This is a genomic window from Glacieibacterium sp., from assembly GCF_965200405.1.
Taxonomy (GTDB): domain Bacteria; phylum Pseudomonadota; class Alphaproteobacteria; order Sphingomonadales; family Sphingomonadaceae; genus Glacieibacterium.
Map to the genome: position 1 here is coordinate 1,354,972 of NZ_OZ241356.1, position 16,927 is coordinate 1,371,898.

General features: G+C 68.7%; 17 protein-coding genes. 3 read left to right on the plus strand and 14 right to left on the minus strand.

All coding sequences use genetic code 11. From position 1 onward, the window contains the following. Positions 1–47: 47 nt before the first annotated feature. The 3 genes from ACOFKW_RS06195 to ACOFKW_RS06205 all read right to left on the minus strand — a co-directional run bounded on the left by ACOFKW_RS06195 (position 48) and on the right by ACOFKW_RS06205 (position 2,179). Positions 48–776, minus strand: a complete 729-nt coding sequence (locus ACOFKW_RS06195) for an NUDIX hydrolase (protein ID WP_419816468.1) — start codon at positions 774–776, stop codon at positions 48–50. A 35-nt stretch (positions 777–811) separates the two neighbouring features. Continuing rightward, on the minus strand, positions 812–1,000 hold the full coding sequence (locus tag ACOFKW_RS06200; protein WP_419816469.1) for a hypothetical protein: 189 nt from the start codon (positions 998–1,000) through the stop codon (positions 812–814). Between the two features lie 78 nt (positions 1,001–1,078). Continuing rightward, positions 1,079–2,179, minus strand: a complete 1,101-nt coding sequence (locus ACOFKW_RS06205) for an NADH:flavin oxidoreductase (protein ID WP_419816470.1) — start codon at positions 2,177–2,179, stop codon at positions 1,079–1,081. A 165-nt stretch (positions 2,180–2,344) separates the two neighbouring features. Between ACOFKW_RS06205 and ACOFKW_RS06210 the strand changes: the two genes are divergently transcribed. Beyond that, positions 2,345–3,688: an MATE family efflux transporter gene (locus tag ACOFKW_RS06210; RefSeq protein WP_419816471.1), complete on the plus strand. Its 1,344-nt coding sequence runs from the start codon at positions 2,345–2,347 to the stop codon at positions 3,686–3,688. On the opposite strand, the gene ACOFKW_RS06215 is transcribed toward ACOFKW_RS06210, so the two are convergent. Further along, a complete protein-coding gene (locus tag ACOFKW_RS06215; protein ID WP_419816472.1) occupies positions 3,685–4,548 on the minus strand; it encodes a D-amino-acid transaminase in 864 nt (287 codons plus the stop codon). The genes ACOFKW_RS06210 and ACOFKW_RS06215 overlap by 4 nt on opposite strands. A 60-nt stretch (positions 4,549–4,608) precedes the next feature. Between ACOFKW_RS06215 and ACOFKW_RS06220 the strand changes: the two genes are divergently transcribed. Next, the gene (locus ACOFKW_RS06220; protein WP_419816473.1) at positions 4,609–5,967 is read left to right on the plus strand and encodes a cryptochrome/photolyase family protein; all 1,359 of its coding nucleotides are present in this window, start codon (positions 4,609–4,611) and stop codon (positions 5,965–5,967) included. Positions 5,968–5,981: 14 nt separating this feature from the next. Then, entirely contained in the window at positions 5,982–7,244 is a 1,263-nt protein-coding gene (locus ACOFKW_RS06225; RefSeq protein WP_419816474.1) for a class I SAM-dependent methyltransferase, read from the plus strand. Here the strand turns inward: ACOFKW_RS06225 and ACOFKW_RS06230 are convergent. From ACOFKW_RS06230 to ACOFKW_RS06275, 10 genes are all read right to left on the minus strand, one after another. Beyond that, positions 7,234–8,451 carry an ABC transporter permease gene (locus tag ACOFKW_RS06230; RefSeq protein WP_419816475.1) on the minus strand — a complete coding sequence of 406 codons (1,218 nt, stop codon included), beginning with the start codon at positions 8,449–8,451 and terminating at the stop codon, positions 7,234–7,236. The two genes, ACOFKW_RS06225 and ACOFKW_RS06230, sit on opposite strands and share 11 nt — an antisense overlap. Positions 8,452–8,456: 5 nt before the next feature. Next, positions 8,457–9,344 (minus strand): ABC transporter ATP-binding protein, encoded by an 888-nt coding sequence (locus ACOFKW_RS06235; RefSeq protein WP_419816476.1) that lies wholly within the window; start codon positions 9,342–9,344, stop codon positions 8,457–8,459. After that, the gene (locus ACOFKW_RS06240; protein WP_419816477.1) at positions 9,341–10,504 is read right to left on the minus strand and encodes an efflux RND transporter periplasmic adaptor subunit; all 1,164 of its coding nucleotides are present in this window, start codon (positions 10,502–10,504) and stop codon (positions 9,341–9,343) included. The genes ACOFKW_RS06235 and ACOFKW_RS06240 overlap by 4 nt, the downstream gene beginning before the upstream one ends. Then, the gene (locus ACOFKW_RS06245; RefSeq protein WP_419816478.1) at positions 10,501–11,916 is read right to left on the minus strand and encodes a TolC family protein; all 1,416 of its coding nucleotides are present in this window, start codon (positions 11,914–11,916) and stop codon (positions 10,501–10,503) included. Before ACOFKW_RS06245 ends, ACOFKW_RS06240 begins: the two co-directional genes overlap by 4 nt. A gap of 96 nt (positions 11,917–12,012) precedes the next feature. Then, on the minus strand, positions 12,013–12,690 hold the full coding sequence (locus ACOFKW_RS06250) for an SDR family NAD(P)-dependent oxidoreductase (RefSeq protein WP_419816479.1): 678 nt from the start codon (positions 12,688–12,690) through the stop codon (positions 12,013–12,015). After that, the gene (clpS, locus tag ACOFKW_RS06255) at positions 12,687–13,022 is read right to left on the minus strand and encodes an ATP-dependent Clp protease adapter ClpS (protein WP_419816480.1); all 336 of its coding nucleotides are present in this window, start codon (positions 13,020–13,022) and stop codon (positions 12,687–12,689) included. The genes ACOFKW_RS06250 and clpS overlap by 4 nt, the downstream gene beginning before the upstream one ends. 106 nt (positions 13,023–13,128) lie before the next feature. Beyond that, positions 13,129–13,998, minus strand: a complete 870-nt coding sequence (locus ACOFKW_RS06260; RefSeq protein ID WP_419816481.1) for a phasin family protein — start codon at positions 13,996–13,998, stop codon at positions 13,129–13,131. 244 nt (positions 13,999–14,242) lie between these two features. Continuing rightward, the gene (gene pgmG / locus ACOFKW_RS06265) at positions 14,243–15,622 is read right to left on the minus strand and encodes a phosphoglucomutase/phosphomannomutase PgmG (RefSeq protein WP_419816482.1); all 1,380 of its coding nucleotides are present in this window, start codon (positions 15,620–15,622) and stop codon (positions 14,243–14,245) included. 60 nt (positions 15,623–15,682) lie between these two features. Beyond that, on the minus strand, positions 15,683–16,078 hold the full coding sequence (locus tag ACOFKW_RS06270; RefSeq protein ID WP_419816483.1) for a hypothetical protein: 396 nt from the start codon (positions 16,076–16,078) through the stop codon (positions 15,683–15,685). Position 16,079: 1 nt separating this feature from the next. Further along, positions 16,080–16,904 (minus strand): division plane positioning ATPase MipZ, encoded by an 825-nt coding sequence (locus ACOFKW_RS06275; RefSeq protein ID WP_419816484.1) that lies wholly within the window; start codon positions 16,902–16,904, stop codon positions 16,080–16,082. Positions 16,905–16,927 lie beyond the last annotated feature (23 nt).

Consider the following 16,927-nt stretch of genomic DNA (forward strand, 5'->3'; position numbering starts at 1 on the left):
GCCCGTCCCACTCTACGCTTCGCGTGGGGGGAGGGGGCAGGAAGGAGTTACGCGTGGAGCAGCCGGTGCTTGCCCCGCTCGAAACGGTGGAAGGGGATCGGGCGGGTCGAGTCCGTCAGGCGCAGGCGGACCTCCTCCAATATGGCGCGGGTGATCTGCGGCAAGTCGAGCGCCGCGGCGGCAGTCCAGTCGAACCAGGCGAGTTCACCGAGCTCGCCTGAGCCGGCTCCTGGTTCGAGGGACATCAGCGCCTCGGCATCGGCGACGAAGAACCGCGCGTCGAAGCGGCGGGTTCGCGCCGGCGGGGTAATGGCGCGGGCGACGTAATCGAGCGCGGCAAGGTCCGGTAGCGCTCCGGCCGCGAGAAAGTCGCGCCATTCACCGCGCGACGCCCGGGCCGGGGCAGCGCGGCCGAGGATCAGGCCGGTCTCCTCGAAGGTTTCGCGGATCGCCGACAAGGCGAGTGCCCGGGCCCGGCTGGGGCTACAGCCACGCGCCAGCGTATCTGCGACGTCGGGCCGCAACTCGCTGGCAGCGGGAACGCGGAAATCGCTGGGGTGGATGCGGCCGCCGGGAAACACCCATTTGTCGGGCATGAAGGCGTGGCCGCCGTGGCGCCGACCCATCAACACCCGGGGTTTCGGACCGTCGTGGCGGACGATCAACAGCGTGGCGGCGTCCTTGGGACGCGGCGGGCAAAGACGCGGCGGGCAAAGACGCGGCGGGCCAAGACGCGGCGGGGCAGGGCGAACATCGGGTTCCGGGGCGGCGGGCATCGCCCAAGATGGTGGCCCGCCGTCCGGTTCGTCAATCACTCCTCGGCGAGATCGGCATCCTCGAAGTCTTCGTCGAGATGCTCCTCGATCGATTCAGCGATCAGGTCGAGCTGCTCGTAGGAGGCGATGATCTCCAGCGAGCCGCCGTCGTCGTCCTCGATCCGCAGCAGGAATTTCTCGTCGTCCTGCGGGTCGATGGTGAAGCGCGACAGTGTCTTGGCCATGGCGTTCTCTCCCGGGTTGAAGGTTGCTGCCCAACGTGCGCGGTGCCGCGAGGGTTGCCTGCCGCAAGGTCGCGCGGTCTAGACCAGGGTCGACAACGCCTCCCGGTTGAAATCGCGGAGTTCGTCGATGCGGCCGTCGCGGACCTTCTGGACCCAGTCCGGATCGACGATCAGTGCACGGCCGACCGCAACCAGGTCGAATTCGTCGCGGTCGAGGCGCTCGAGCAGGCCGGTCAGCGACGCCGGCTTGGAACCCTCGCCACCGAACGCCGCGATGAACTCCCCGTCCAGCCCGACCGAGCCGACGGTGATCGTCGGCGTGCCGGTCAGCTTCTTCGCCCAGCCGGCGAAGTTCAGGCCGACCTCGCCGTCGATCTCGGGGAACTCGGGCTCCCAGAAGCGCCGCTGCGAGCAGTGGAAGATGTCGGCACCGGCATCCGCCAGCGGCTGCAGCCAGGCCGCCATCGCGTCGGGCGTGGTGGCGAGCTTGGCGTCGTAATTCTGCTGCTTCCACTGCGAGATGCGGATGATCACCGGGAAGTCGGCTCCGACTGCGGCGCGCACCGCCTTGAGGATCTCGGCGGCGAAGCGCGCGCGCTGCGGCAGGTCGTCGCCATTCCACGCATCGGTGCGGGCGTTGGTGCCCTCCCAGAAGAACTGGTCGATGAGATAGCCGTGGGCGCCGTGCAGCTCGATCGCGTCGAAGCCGAGTCGCTTGGCGTCGGCGGCGGAGCGGGCGAAGGCGGCGATGGTGTCGGCGATGTCGGCGTCGCTCATCGCCCGGCCCCATTCCTTGCCGGGCTTGAACAGGCCCGACGGGCTCTCCGGCTCGCCGTCGCCGGCGGAGGCGCGATTGATCGCGCTGCCGACGTGCCACAACTGCGGCGCGATGCGGCCGTTCGCGGCTTTCACTTCCTCGACGACCTTGGCCCAGCCGGGCAGGGCGTCGCCGTAGAAGTGCGGATAGCTCGGGTCGTTGGCGGAGCCGGGACGCTCGATGACGGTGCCCTCGGTGACGATCAGCCCGACCTCGCCCTCGGCGCGACGGCGGTAATAGGCCGCGACATTGTCGCCGGGAATACCGTTCGGCGAGAAGCTGCGCGTCATCGGCGCCATGACGATGCGGTTGGGCAGGTGGAGGCCCTTGAAGTCGAACGGGCGGAACAGCGAATTGGGCATGAGGTCGTCCTGGAATGTTGCTGGGGCGATGTAGGGCGTGCGGAGGCGGCGGGGCAAGGCGGGGGTGGGGTAGGATTTCTTTGGGGTCGGGAGCCTTTCCGTGTTCCGAGATGACTCCGCCGGCCGCCCCGGCTAAACGCTCCCGCTGCCCGCCACTGGACCCTCATGACCGCGACGCTCGACACGAAACACACGCCGATCACCCTGCCGACGCTGTTGCGGCTGGCGGGGCCGGTGGTGATGTCGCGGCTCGGCATCATGACGATGGGGCTGGTCGATACGATCTGCGTCGGGCGTTATTCGGGGACTCAGCTGGGCTATCACGCGCTCGGCTGGGCGCCGACGATGGTGCTGCTGACCACTTCGATCGGGCTGTTGTCGGGGGTGCAGGTGCTGACCTCGCAGGCGATCGGCGAGGGGCGGCTGGCAGAGACCGGCGCGGTCCTGCGGCGCGGCATCGCCTATGCGATCTTCATCGGCATCGCGGCGGGGCTGCTGCTGATCGCGCTGGGGCCGTACCTGCTCCACCATGTCGGGCTGGCGAGCGACCTGGCCGATGGCGCGAGCCCGGTGCTGGTGGTGTTCGCGCTGTCGCTGCTGCCGATCATCGTCGGCGACGCGGGCATCTTCTGGCTGGAGGCGCACGGCCGGCCGGTGCCGGGTGCGCTGTGCATGTGGGGCGCGAATATCGTCAATTTGGTGCTCAACCTGTGGCTGGTGCCGGGCCATTCGCCGTTCCCGGTGGCGGGCGCGGTGGCCAGCGCCTGGGCGACCTTTGCCAGCCGGATGGCGTTCATGATGCTGGTCGCCATTGTCGTCATGCAGTGGCGCCAGTCGCGGGCGCTGGGCGTCTTCGACCCGACGCCACGCGATCCGGGCGCGTCGCGCCGCCTGCGCCGCATCGGCTATGCCGCGTCGGTGTCGTATTTCGTCGAGACCGCGGCGTTCGGCAGCATGACCGTCATTGCCGGCTGGATCGGCGTCGCCTCGGTCGCCGCCTGGGCGATCGTGCTGAACGCGGCCGCCTTCATCTTCATGCTGCCGCTCGGGCTGGCGGTGGCGACGGGCGTGCTGGTCGGGCGGGCCTATGGCGCGGGCGACAAGGCGGGGGTGCGCCGCGCCGGGCTGCTCGGGTTCGGGGCGACGACGGCGGCGATGCTGCTGATCTGCGGCGCGGTGGTGGTGCTCGCGCCCGATATCGCCGCCGCCTACACGCGCGATCCGGCGGTGCGGTCGGTGGCGGCGGCGGCGCTGCTGCTGTCGTGTCTGTTCTACCTGCCCGATGGCCTGCAGGTCGTCGGGGCACAGGCGCTGCGGGCACAAAGCGACATCTGGGTGCCGACAGCGACGCACATCTTCAGCTACCTGATCGTCATGATCCCGCTGTGCTATGTGTTCGCGATCCCGATGGGGCTCGGGGTCAAAGGCATCGTCTGGGGCGTCGCGGCGGCGAGCGCGGTGTCGGCAGGGCTGCTGATCGGCCGCTTCGCATGGAAGGTGCGGCGCTAGATCGTCGCGGTAAAGCCGGTCTGGCGCGCGATCTCGTCCCACATCAGCGCGCCCAGCCGCAGGGTCAGCGGGCCGACGCCGATGCGATGCCCGTCGAGGGTCGCGACACCGACCACTGGGGCGGTCGTCGATGTCACGAACGCCTCGTCCGCCGCCAGCGCCTCGGCGAGGGTGAACGGGCGCTCGACGATGCCGATCTGTGCCTCCGCCGCCAGCCGCATCACCGTCGCCCTCATGATGCCGGGCAGGATGCGGGCCGACAGCGGGTGGGTGATCGCGACGCCGTCCTTGACGATCCAGGCGTTGGTCGAGGACCCCTCAGCCACCACGCCGTCCGCATCGACCAGCCACGCCTCGAACGCCCCGGCGGCGCGGGCGGTCTGCTTGGCGAGCGCGTTGGGCAGCAGGCTGATCGTCTTGATATCGCAACGCGCCCAGCGCTGGTCGTTGACGCTGACGATCGCGACGCCCTTGCGCTGCAACCCGGTGCGGCCGGCGAAGTCGAAGGGCCGGACGGTCATCACCAGGGTCGGGCGGACGTCGGCGGGAAAGGCGTGGTCGCGCTTCGCCGCGCCGCGGGTGACCTGGATGTACAGCAGCGCCTCGCTGACGCGGTTGGCGCGGAGCAGCCGCTCGATCTGCGCATCCAGCGCCGCCATCGACATCGGCGCGGCGATGTTGAGCGCCGACAGGTTCCGCACCAGCCGCGCCGCATGCAGCGGCCAGTCGAGCCGCCGGCCGTTCAGCACCGCGGCAACCTCGTAGATGCCGTCGGCGAACTGGAATCCACGATCCTCGACATGCACCGCCGCCTGCTCCAGCGGCACGATGCGTCCGTCGACATAGGCAAGACGCGGCACTTTACCTCCCTGACCCGTTGAGCCCTGCGCGTTCATAGGGGAGCGGCGGGAGATAGGCGAATGCCCAAGGCGAAGACCACGGCCCGAATTATCTGGTTCAGGCAGGATTTGCGGCTGGTGGACCAACAGGCGGTGCGCGCTGCCGCGGCGGCCGGACCGGTCATCCCGGTCTATGTCCTCGACGACGAGACACCGGGCGAATGGCGGATCGGCGGGGCGCAGCGCTGGTGGCTGCACCACAGCCTGGCGGCGCTGGCGAGCGATCTGGAGGATTTCGGCGCCCGGCTGCTGCTGCTGCGTGGTCGCGCCGGGACGGTGCTGCCGGAGCTGGCGCGGACGACAGGGGCGGGAGCGATCCACGCGCTATGGCATTACGAACCCTGGGCGCGGGTGGCGCAGGACGAGGTCGCGGCACAGGTCGAGCTGCACCTGCACGACGGCAATTTCCTCGCGCCGCCGGGCACGGTGCGCAGCGGCAGCGGGGCGCCGTACCGGATCTTCACGCCGTTCTGGAACGCCCTGAAGCACCGCATGCCGCCGGGCGACGTGCAGCCGGCACCCGACTCGCTGACGATGGCGGAAGCTCCCGCCGGCGATGTGTTGGCGGACTGGAAACTACTGCCGACCAGCCCCGACTGGAGCGGCGGCTTCGACGTCTGGACGCCCGGCGAGGCCGGCGCCCGCGCGACCCTCGACAAGTTCGCCGAGACTGCCTGGGATTACGAGCGCGCCCGCAATTATCCGGCCGAGACCGGCAGCTCGCGCCTGTCGCCCCACCTGCATTTCGGCGAGGTCTCGCCGGCGGCGGTGTGGCACGCGGTTCCCGACTCCGACTCGTTCCGCCGCGAGATCGGCTGGCGCGATTTCTCCACCGGGCTGATCGATCAGTTTCCCGATTATCACGAGAAATCCAGTCGTACCCAGTTCGAGAAATTTGGTTTCCGCAACGCTCCCGACGACCTGGCGGCGTGGCAGCACGGGCGTACCGGCTATCCGATCGTCGACGCCGGAATGCGGCAGTTGTGGGCGACCGGCTGGATGCACAACCGCGTCCGGATGATCGCGGCCTCGTTCCTGGTCAAGCACCTGCTGATCGACTGGCGGGCCGGGTCACGCTGGTTCTGGGATACGCTGGTCGATGCCGACCTCGGCAACAACTCGTTGGGATGGCAGTGGATCATGGGTTCCGGCGTCGACAGCTCGCCGTTCAACCGCATCTTCGCGCCCGTCGGCCAGAGCGCCCGCTTCGAGGCCGCCGACTATATCCGCGATTGGGTGCCGGAGCTGAAGCACCTGTCCGACACCGCCATCCACGCGCCCTGGGAGCATGGCGGCGTGCCCGGCTATCCGCCGCCGCTGGTCGATCACGCGGTAGCGCGGGCGCGGGCACTCGCGGCCTATGCGGCGTCGAAAGCCTGATCTAGGGACGGCAAATGACCGCCGACGCGCCCACCCGGGGCCAGCATCTCGTCGCCGCCGATCAACGCTTCCTGCTCGGCGGCGGCTGGTTCGGCGCGCTGGCGCGGGGGCAGGTCGAGCGCGTGCTGGCGCGCATCGACAAGGGGCTGGCGACCGGCTCGCTCGACGCCACCCTGCCTGACGGTCGCCAGGTCCGGCTCGGCGGGCGCGCGGTCGGAGCCGCGGCGACGATCGTGCTGCCCAACTGGCGACCGGTCGTGCGGCTGGCGCTGTCGGGGTCCGCCGGCTTTGCGCGCGCCTATTTCGACGGCGACTGGAGCAGCTCGGACCCGGTGGCGATCTTCGAGCTGTTCGTCGCCAATCGCGCGACGCTGGGCGACACCGCGCGCGCCGGCGGCGTCGCTCGCCTCGTCAACCGCGCCGTCCACGCGCTGCAGGCCAACAGCCGCACCGGCTCGCGGCGCAACATCAGCTTTCACTATGATCTCGGCAACGACTTCTACGCCGCCTGGCTCGACCCCGGCCTGACCTATTCCAGCGCGATCTGGGCCGAGGGCGACGACCTGGAGGCCGCCCAGACGCGCAAGGTCCGCAGGCTGCTCGACAGCCTTGACCTGAAACCCGGCGAACGGTTGCTGGAGATCGGCTGCGGCTGGGGTGGCTTGGCGGAGATCGCCGCCCGCGACTATGGCGCCGTCGTCCACGGCATCACCCTCAGCGCCGAACAGTTGAGCTATGCCCAAGCGCGCATTGCCGCAGCGGGCCTGGCCGACCGCGCCAGCTTCGCGCTCTGCGACTACCGCGACGTCAGCGGCAGCTACGACCATATCGTCTCGGTCGAGATGTTCGAGGCGGTCGGCGAGCGCCACTGGCCCGACTTCATGGGCGTTCTCGCCCGCATCCTGCGCCCCGGCGGCCGCGCCGCGCTGCAGGTCATTACCATCGACGAAGCGATTTTCGCCGCCTACCGCGCCTCGGCCGATTTCATCCAGACCTACATCTTCCCCGGCGGCATGCTGCCCAGCCTCGAGCGCTTGCGAGGCGCCGCCGAAGCCGCCGGGCTTGGCTGGCAGGGCGTCACCCACCACGGCCTCGACTATGCCCGCACCCTGGCCGAGTGGCGCGAGCGCTTCGACGCCGCGGTCGCCGGACACCGCCTGCCGCCCGGCTTCGACGAGCGCTTCGTCGCGATCTGGCGCTATTACCTGATGTACTGCGAGGGCGGCTTCCGCGGCGGCGGACTGGATGTCGTCCAGGCGCTGCTGGTCAAGACCTGAGCGCCTCGATCGGGCTGAGCTTTGCCGCGCGCGTCGCGGGGTACCAGCCGAAGAACACGCCGATCGTCGCCGACACCCCAAACGCGACCAGCACCGCGAACAGCGTCACCGACGTGTCGAAGCCGATCACCCCGCTGACCGCGGTCGCGCCGCCGGTGCCGATCAGCACGCCGATCGAACAGCCGAGCAGCGACAGCATCAGCGCCTCCAGCAGGAACTGCAGGCGGATCGCCGCGCGGCTGGCGCCGATCGCCATGCGGATGCCGATCTCGCGGGTCCGCTCGGTCACCGAGACCAGCATGATGTTCATGATGCCGATGCCGCCGACCACCAGGCTGATCGAGCCGATCGCTGCGAGCAGCGCCGAGATCGCCGCGGTCGTCGTCGACAGCGTATCGGTGACTGCGGTCAGGTTGGTCACGGTGAAGTCGTCGGGCGTCGCCCGGTCGAGCTTGTGGGCGCGGCGCAGCGCTTCGGTGGCGTGTTGCTGGACATCGTCGAGGTTCTCGGAGGCATCGACCGATACCGACATGGTGCGGATCGAGCGGCGGAAGAAATTGCCCTGCAACTGGCGCAGCGCGGTGGTCAGCGGGACGACGATGATGTCGTCGCGGTCCATGCCGCCGAAACCCTGGCCGCGCTTCGCCATGATGCCGATGATGCTGAAGCTGGTGCCCTTGATCCGCACGCTCTGGCCCATCGGGTCGTTGGCGCCGAACAGATTGTCGGCGACGCTCTGACCGATCAGCGCGACGCGGGCGGCGGCGCGTTCCTCCATGTCGGAATAGGTGCGGCCCTCCGCGGGGCGCCAGTCCTGCACGGTGAACCACGACGGCGGCGCGCCGGTGATCTGCGTCGCCCAATTGTTCGGACCGGCGACGACCTGCGCCGACAGGCTGGTCGACGGGGCGACGGCGACGACATGGTCGAGGCGCTGGATCAGGTCGGCATCCTCCAGCCGCAACGTCGCGCCGGTGCCGGCACCGCCCATGAAACCGCCCTGGCGGCCGCTGCCGGCGGTGACGATCAGCATGTTGGAGCCAAGCCCGGCGATCGAGCTGGCGACTTCCTTCTGCACGCCGCCGCCGATCGCCAGCATCAGGATGACCGCGGCGACACCGATGATCATGCCGAGCATGGTGAGCGCCGAGCGCAACCGGTTGGCGACCAGTGCACTCCATGCCTCGGCGAGCATTGCCTCGATCATCGCGTTTATGCCCTCCCCGCCGGGGAGGGCCGGAGAGACGGCGCAGCCGGCCCCGGGGTGGGGTCTTCCTTGCTTTCGAGCTCAGACACAGGAGAAACGCTCCCACCCCCGGGCCGCACCAAGGAGTGCGTCTCTCGCCCCTCCCCTGACGGGGAGGAGGCAAGGGCAGCTTCGGGGGCGTGGCCGTAGAGGGCGGCTTCGGTCGGGGGGCCGTCGTAGAACACCAGGCCGTCCTGAATGCGGACGACGCGGTCGGTGGCGCGCGCGACTTCGGGGTCGTGGGTGACGATGACGACGGTGACGCCGCGTTCGCGGTTGAGCGCCTGGAACAGCGCCAGCACCTCGATGCCGGTCTTGGTGTCGAGCGCGCCGGTCGGCTCGTCGGCGAGCAGCAATTCGGGGTCGTTGGCGAGCGCGCGCGCGACGGCGACGCGCTGCTGCTGGCCGCCGGACAGTTGCGACGGGCGGGAGCGTGGCTTGTCGCCGAGGCCGACCGAAGCGAGCAGCGCCTGCGCCTTGTCCTCGCGCTCGCGCCGCGTCGCGCCCGAATAGACCAGCGGCAGCGCGACGTTGCCGAGCGCGGTCAGCCGCGGCAGCAGGTTGAACTGCTGGAAGATGAAGCCGATGCCGCGGTTGCGTAGCCGGGCGAGCGCCGCCTCCGACAGCGTCTTGGTATCCTCGCCGTCGAAGCGGTAGACGCCCTCGCTGGCTGAATCGAGGCAGCCGATGATGTTCATCAGCGTCGACTTGCCCGAGCCGGAAGGCCCCATGATCGACATCAGCTCGCCCCGGCGGACATCCATGCTGACGCCGTGCAGCGCGCGGAAGGTGCCGGCTTCGCTGGCATAATCCTTGACCACATGGTCGAGCGACAGGACCGGGACGCCGGTCACTTGCGGTTGGGCCCGGTCCCCGGCGGCCCGAAGTTGGCGCCGGTCTTCTTGTCCTTCGACGTATCGGCGATGATGACCTTGTCGCCGGCCTTGAGCGGTCCCGACATGACCTCGCTATTGTCCTGGTCGGAGGCGCCGATCTTGATCCGCACGGCCTGCGGCGCGGCATCGCGCAGGACGAACACGGTCAGCATCGACGGGTCGGCCGGGCTGTGGTTGCCAGGCACGCGGCTCGGGGGCTTGTAGTCGGTCGGCTTCCAGCTCAGCGCCGCGTTGGGCAGCAGCAGGCTGTTGCTGTGGTTGGAAATCAGGAACGACGCGTTGGCGGTCATGCCCGGCAGCAGCGCGCCGTCGGGGTTCGCCACCGAGACGATGACGGTATAGGTCACGACGTTCTGCTGCGAGACCGGGTTGAGACGCACCTGGGCGACGGTGCCGGTGAAGCCGCGGCTGCCATAGGCGTCGACGGTGAAATCGACACGCTGGCCGACGCGGACCTTGGCGACATCGGCCTCGGCGACGGCGGCTTCGATCTGCATCTTGGTCAGGTCGCGGGCGATCTTGAACAATTCCGGCGTGGTGAAACTGGCGGCGACGGTCTGCCCGAGATCGACCGAGCGCGCGATGACCACGCCCGATACCGGCGAGCGGATCACGGTGTAGCCGAGGTTGGTGCGGTCCTGCTTGACCTGCGCCTCCGCGGCATGGACCTGCGCGGCGGTGCCGGCGGCCGACGCCTGCGCGGTCTCATAGTCCTGGCGGCTGATGTAATTCTGCTTGAACAGCTCCGCGGATCGCCGTGAATTGGCCGATTGCAGCGCGGCGGCCGAGCGGATGTTCGCAAGGCTCGCCTCAGACGCGGCAACCCGTGCCGCATAGACCGACGGGTCGAGTTCGAGCAGCAGCTGGCCCTGCGTCACCCGGCTGTTGAAGTCGACGTACAGCTTGTCGACGGTGCCGGAGACCTGGGTGCCGACGCTGACGACACGCACCGGGTTGAGGACGCCATTGGCGGTGATGACCTCCGACAGGTCGCCGCGCGTGACCTCGGCGGTCTTGTACTGCGAGCCCGGCACCGGCTTGTGCGAGGCTTTCCAGGCGAACCAGCCGCCGACCAGCAGCACCACCACGACCAGCATGATCCAGCGCCTGCGTGTCATCGACCGGTCCTCGTTGAATCGACTTCGGCCCCGATGCCGCCGACCGCACGCGCCAGCTGCGCCTGGCCGGTGCGTACGTTGAAGTCGGCCTGGACCAGCTGCTGGCGTGCGCTGGCAAGCTGGCTCTGCGCGTTGAGCAGGTCGGTGAAGGTGCCGACGCCCGCCTGGTAGCGGCCCTGCGCGATATTGGCGGCGGCTATCGAACTGCTGATCAGCTCGCGCGCCGTCGCCAGGCTGCGGATCGCGGTGTCGAGCGCGGTGTAGTTGCTGAACACGTCGAGCCCGGCCTGCTGGCGCGTCTGCTCGGTCAGCGCCGACTGGCGGTCGCGCTGGGCCACCGCCTGGGTGACCTGGTAGGTCCGGGCGTAGCCGTTGAACAACGGGATGTTGAGCGACACGCCGACGCTGGCGCTGTTCCGGTCGTTGCTCGAATTGGCATAGCTCAGGCTGTTCTGCGCACTGGCGCCGATCGTCGGGCGCAGGTCGGAGCGGGCGGCACGGACATTGGCGTCGGCGGACTGCAGCTGGGCGCGCTGCGAGGCAAGGTCGGGGCGCAACCGCTCGGCATCGGCGATCAGGCTGTCGACGTTAGTCTTGAGCAGGTCGCTGGACCCCAGCGCCGGCGGCGGCGCGAGATTGAGGCCGGTCGTCGGTGGCAGGCCGATCACCACCGCCAACTGGCCCTGCGAGGTCCGCAAATTGCCCCGCGCCTGGGTCAGCGTCAGTTCCGCCTGCGCCAGCGACGAGCGCGCCTGCAGCGTGTCGGACGGCGTCGTCACCCCGGAACGCTCGCGGGCGGCGGCGGTGTTGAGCGATTGCTGCGCGAAGACCACGCTGGCCTCGGCCGCGATCACCGAGCCGGTATTGGCCTGGACGCTGTTGAAGGCGGTGACGGTGTCGAGAGCGATGCCCTGCGCGGTATCCGCGAAGCTGGCGAGCGCTGCGGCCTGTTGGGCACGGGCGCTGTCGATGCGCGCCCGCCGGCCACCGAAATCGAAGATCAGCCAGTCGAGGCTGATGCTCGCGGTGGTGCCGAGGTCGGTCGAGCTGCTGGCGGTGCTGAAGCTCTGCCCGGGTGCGATAAGGACGGTCGAATTGCTGAACAGGTCGCTGCGGCTGAGCTGTGGCCCGACGCTGGCGTTGAGCGTCGGCAGGTCGGCGGCCCGTGCGATGCCGACACCGGCCGCCGCGCTGCGGACGCTGGCCCAGGCGGCGGCGGTCGCGGGGTTGCGGCACAGCGCCAGGTCGACGAGATCCGGCAGCGCGAGCGGCGTTGCCGGGATCGCCTCGCCGCACGCCGCACCGGCGGTCAGCCGCGGGCGCTCGACGGGCATCAGGTGGCGCGGATCGTCGCTCGCGGCGAGCGCGGGAGCAGCGATCAGGACACTCAGCAGTATCGATCGGAGGAGCATGCAGCCCTGTGTTTAGCGGTGACGACGTGGGCGTCGAGTGGGGCATACGCTCGCAGTCGAGCTTCCCCCTCGACGTTACGGATACGAATCTACCGGTCAGAACGGAATCGGCTGGCCGTCCCAGGCGAACAGCCTGCCGCTGTCGGGCGGGGCCAGCGTGTCGAGCACGGTCAGCAGGCGGACGGCGGCGTCGACGGGGGTGAACAGCGTCCGGGCACTGCGCTGGAACGGCTTGGACAGCGCGGTATCGACGGTGCCCGGGTGCAACGCCATGCACAGGCCGAGCGGGTGACTGCGCGCATGCTCGATGGCCAGCGTTCGAACCAGCTGGTTTAGCGCGGCTTTCGAGGCGCGGTAGCCGTGCCAGCCGCCGAGGCGATTGTCCTCGATTGACCCGACGCGGGCGGACAGCGCGGCGAAGGCGGTCTTGCGGTCGCTGCGCAGCTTGGGGAGAAAGGCTTGGGCGACCAGCGCCGGACCGATGGCGTTGACCGCGAATTGCTGCGCCAATGCTGCGGCATCCAGGTCGCGGCGGGACTTCCCGGGGGTGGTGCCGAGGTGACCGGTAGCGACGATCACGAGGTCGAGCGAGCCGTCGATGCGGGCTGCGGCGGCGGTGATCGAGGCGGGATCCGTCAGGTCGAGACCGTTGCTGCGGCTTAGTCCAATAACCTCCGCCCGACCGGCCAGTGCCTCGATCAGTGCGGCCCCGATACCACCGGATGCACCGACGATGACGGCGCGCAGGTCCTTGCCGAAGCTTGGAAGGATCAATCCTTCTCCATCGTCGCCTGCAGCGGATGCTGGTGCTCGCGGGCGAAGTCGATGACCTGGCTCACTTTCGTCTCGGCGACCTCGTAGGTGAAGACGCCGCAGATCCCGACCCCGCGCTGGTGGACATGGAGCATGACCTGCGTCGCCTCCTCGATCGTCATCTTGAAGAAGCGCTGCAGCGTCAGCACGACGAACTCCATCGGCGTGTAGTCGTCGTTGAGCATCAGCACCTTGTACAGCGCCGGCTGCTTGGTCTTGGGCTTCGCCTTGGTAGCGACGCCACCCGCCGTATCGCGGTCGTCGTTGCGCTGCGGGCCGGCATGGATGATCACTTTGGCATTCTCGAACGACGCTGGAAGGTGACAATATAGGCCGCTGTGAGCCCAAGCAAAAGGGCGGAGGCTTTCACCCCCGCCCTCCCGGTCAATCGGTCGCGACTTAGCGGCTGAAGGTCGAGGTAGCAGCCGACTTGAACTTGTCGGTAGCAACCGCGATGCGGTTCTGGACCGGCTCGAAGACTTCGCCAGCCAGCTTGACCAGCGTCTCGGAGAGCTTGGTCATCTCGGCGACGGCAGCGTCGAACTGCGTCTTGGCGAAGTCGTTCTGCAGCTGGATCAGCTCGTTCGGCGTCTTGACCGTGGTCATGGCGCGGGCAGCGGCAGTGGTCTCTTCAAAGCTCTTGCGGCTGAAGTCGGCGACTTCGCGAGCAATCGCCTCGAGACCCGAGGTCGCGGCCTTGGTCGATGCCAGCAGGGCTTCGACATTGTCCTTGGTGTGGGTCGACATCTCGTCGAGCGACTTGATGCCCTGCTCGACGGCGTCCTTGGACTTGGCGGAAACCTGCTCGAAAGCGGCCTTGCCGCTGGCGATGGCGTTGGCGGCGCCGTTCTTCAGGGCCTCGGTCGCCTTGCTGCCGTAGTCGTTGAGTTGCTCGTTCATGGTCGCTTCCTTCTTGGGCTGGATGATTGGTTCGGGCGTCGTTACTGGCGGCGGGGCAATCGGCGCCGGCGCTGCGGCGATCGGAGCTGATGCCGCGGGAGCAGGCGGAATTACCGGAGGCACGGCGGCTGCCGGGGCGGGCGGAACGACCGGCGCAGGTGCCGCCGCAGGAGCAGGCGCTATCGGAGCAGCCTGGGCCAACGGCGCAGGTGCATCCTTCGCGACCGGCGGCGGGGGAGCGACAGGCTGCGGTGCCGGAGCCGGTGCCTTGGCGATCGGAGCCGGCGCAGGAACCGGAGCCGGCTTGACGACAGGTGCAGCCGTCGACTGAGGCGCAACCGGCGCGGCGACCGGTGTTTCGGCGGCCATTGGCGGGACACTCGTGCTCTGTGTCGGCGATGCCGGCTTCAGCGCCCTGGGGGTGCTTGCCTTGGGCATCGTGACCTTTGGCAATGCGGTCGCGGGCGCCGACGCCACTTCGATAACCGATGGGCGGACGGGCTTCGACTTTTTGTCAGCGGCTGCCATTCTCGTCTCCAAAGTCGTGCTGCACTGCGCAATATAACTGATATGCGACGATATCAAGTCAAATGTTGCAGTGCAGCATGAAGCTTCAGTGACCGACTGTGACAGCCTCCACACCGCTTGCGGCAAGCTGTTGATTCAGTGCCGACATCAACCGGGCAAGAGCATCTTCGCTGGTTGCTTCGGCGCGAGCGACAAGAACGTCCTGAGTGTTGGATGCGCGGAGCAGCCACCAGCCGTCGGGGGTGTTGACTCGGGCGCCATCGGTTTCGTTGACTTGCGCGCCGGCTGCCTTGAGCCGTGCCAGGACCTCGTCGACGACCAGGAACTTGCGGTCTTCCGACGACTGGAAGCGCATTTCGGGCGTGTTGATCATCACTGGCATCGCGTCCTTCAACGCGGTCAGCGAGCCGCCGAGCGCCGACACCGCACCAATCAACCGAACGGCGGAGTAGATGCCGTCATCGAAGCCGTACCAGTCGTGCTTGAAGAAGATGTGCCCGCTCATCTCGCCGGCGAGGGGCGAGTCGAGCTCTTTCATCTTGGCCTTGATCAGCGAGTGACCGGTCTTCCACATCAACGGGTTGCCGCCGAGTTCCGCGATGCGGTCGAACAGCATCTGCGACGCCTTGACGTCGGCAATGATCGTCGCGCCGGGCAGCGCCTTGAGCACGGGTGCGGCCAAGATCGACAGCAGCTGGTCACCCCAGACGACGCGGCCCCGCGAATCGACGGCGCCGAGGCGATCGGCATCACCGTCGAACGCGACGCCGAAGTCGCAGCCTTGTTCGGCGACGACTCGCTTCAGGTCGACGAGGTTAGCCTCGTCGGTCGGGTCGGGATGGTGGTTGGGAAAGGCGCCGTCGACCTCGGTGAACAGCAGGTGATGGGTGCCGGGGAGCAGCTTTACGAGCTTCTCGACGACCGGACCGGCGACGCCGTTGCCGCAATCCCAGGCGATGTTGAACGCCTTGCCGTCGAAGCCGCGGACCAGCCGCTGGACGTATCGGTCCATGATCTCGACCGACTCGCTCGAGCCCTCGCCCGTCTCCCAGTCGCCCGCGGCCGCCATCGTGCCGAGCGCCTGGATATCGGCGCCGAAGAATGGCCCGTTGCCGAGCATCATCTTGAAGCCGTTGTAATTAGGCGGGTTGTGCGAGCCGGTGATCATCACGCCGCCATCGCAATTGAGCTCGTGGACGGCGTAATAGAGCATCGGCGTCGGTCCGAGACCGATCCGGACCGCATCGACGCCACTGGCGTTCAGCCCGGCGACAAGCGCCGCTTCCAGTCCCGGCGAGGACGTCCGCCCATCGAAGCCGACGGCGACGCGGCGGCCGCCGGAGCGCGCGATCCGCGTGCCGAAGCTGCGGCCGATGGCGTGGGCGTCGGCCTCGCCGAGCGTCTCGCCGATGATCCCGCGAATGTCGTATTCGCGCAGCGAGGTCGGATGGAATTCATGGCTCATCAAGGGCTCCGGACTTAGCTACCTGGGCAGCACGTTTGTGCGCTGCGGCATAATATAACGCTAACGCCGCCGCAAACGGCCCAACAACAAATCGCGTGCGTCGGTCGCGGCCTGCATCGCCACCGCATCGCCGCCCGCGTCTGGATGCGCGGTGGTCACCCGGCGGCGCCACGCGGCATGGATCGCCTCGGCATCGGCGTCGTCCGGGGTGCCGAGCAGCAGCCGCGCGCGCTTGACCGCGCTGAACTCGCCCAGGCCCTGCTTGCCGGCGTACCACCAGAAAGCCGCGGCCGCCCCGGCGATGGCGGCCGGTATGACCTTGCCGGTTTCGAGCAGTCTGAGCGCCAGCAAGCCGAGCGCCGCCACCGCGCCCCAACGCTTGAGGGACGGCAGCAGCTCGCCGCGCTGGTGCAGCCACCATGCCAGTCCGAGCACCGCCAGAACGGCAAGCAACATCTCAGGCGGCCGCCGCCGCAGCCGCTGCGGTCGCCGTGTCCCAGCCGGGAAGCGCCAGGCCACCGATCAGGGCGCGCAACTCGGCCCGCGCCGCGACATGGCTCAGGCTGAAATCTTCCAGCGCGTTGGTGTCGAGCAGGGTCAGGCCGCGCGGAAACAGCTCGCGGAAGATGACGCGCTCGGACAGGCCGGGCACGACGCGAAAGCCGACGCGCTTCGACAATTCGCCGAGTGCAGCGGCCATGCGGCGCATATTGCGGGCATCGAGATTGGCGAGGCGATTGCGAAGTACGACCCAGTCGACGGTGCCGCCGTCGGTGCGAGCCCGCGCCTTGCGGGTGTCCCAGATCAGCTCGGCGTAAAAGCTCGGCTTCTTGACCTTGAAAGTCTCGGGATCGACCTGGCCGATCAGGTCGAAGTCGACGAAACTGTCGTTCATCGGCGTCACCAGCGTGTCGGCGCGGCCCAGCGCGGCGCGGGCCAGCGGCGAGTCGCGGCCCGGCGTGTCGACGACGATGAAGTCGCGGTCGCGCCATTCGAGTAGCTGGTCGATCAGCAGGTCGGTGTCGCCCGGCGCATCCTCGATCACCGCGACGGCCGGCACCGGCAGCTCGAGCTCGCGCTTCTTGCCGAAATTGACGCGGTTCTCGAGATAGCGCGCCACCGTACGCTGGCGAGCATCGAGGTCGATCGCGCCGACGTCGAAGCCGGCATGGGCCAGTGCCACGGCGATGTGAACGGCGGTCGTCGACTTGCCCGATCCGCCCTTTTCGTTGCCGAGCACGATGATATGCGCGCGGCCCGGCCCCCCCGCCGCGCTAACCATGGACAACCCCGTTTACCATCGAC

Bases quoted from the DNA above. Each gene is read 5' to 3' on its own strand.
- ACOFKW_RS06195 (WP_419816468.1), bottom strand. From the start codon at position 776: ATGCCCGCCGCCCCGGAACCCGATGTTCGCCCTGCCCCGCCGCGTCTT.
- ACOFKW_RS06200 (WP_419816469.1), bottom strand. From the start codon at position 1,000: ATGGCCAAGACACTGTCGCGCTTCACCATCGACCCGCAGGACGACGAG.
- ACOFKW_RS06205 (WP_419816470.1), bottom strand. From the start codon at position 2,179: ATGCCCAATTCGCTGTTCCGCCCGTTCGACTTCAAGGGCCTCCACCTG.
- ACOFKW_RS06210 (WP_419816471.1), top strand. From the start codon at position 2,345: ATGACCGCGACGCTCGACACGAAACACACGCCGATCACCCTGCCGACG.
- ACOFKW_RS06220 (WP_419816473.1), top strand. From the start codon at position 4,609: ATGCCCAAGGCGAAGACCACGGCCCGAATTATCTGGTTCAGGCAGGAT.
- ACOFKW_RS06225 (WP_419816474.1), top strand. From the start codon at position 5,982: ATGACCGCCGACGCGCCCACCCGGGGCCAGCATCTCGTCGCCGCCGAT.
- ACOFKW_RS06230 (WP_419816475.1), bottom strand. From the start codon at position 8,451: ATGATCGAGGCAATGCTCGCCGAGGCATGGAGTGCACTGGTCGCCAAC.
- ACOFKW_RS06240 (WP_419816477.1), bottom strand. From the start codon at position 10,504: ATGACACGCAGGCGCTGGATCATGCTGGTCGTGGTGGTGCTGCTGGTC.
- ACOFKW_RS06245 (WP_419816478.1), bottom strand. From the start codon at position 11,916: ATGCTCCTCCGATCGATACTGCTGAGTGTCCTGATCGCTGCTCCCGCG.
- ACOFKW_RS06260 (WP_419816481.1), bottom strand. From the start codon at position 13,998: ATGGCCGCCGAAACACCGGTCGCCGCGCCGGTTGCGCCTCAGTCGACG.
- pgmG (WP_419816482.1), bottom strand. From the start codon at position 15,622: ATGAGCCATGAATTCCATCCGACCTCGCTGCGCGAATACGACATTCGC.
- ACOFKW_RS06270 (WP_419816483.1), bottom strand. From the start codon at position 16,078: ATGTTGCTTGCCGTTCTGGCGGTGCTCGGACTGGCATGGTGGCTGCAC.
- ACOFKW_RS06275 (WP_419816484.1), bottom strand. From the start codon at position 16,904: ATGGTTAGCGCGGCGGGGGGGCCGGGCCGCGCGCATATCATCGTGCTC.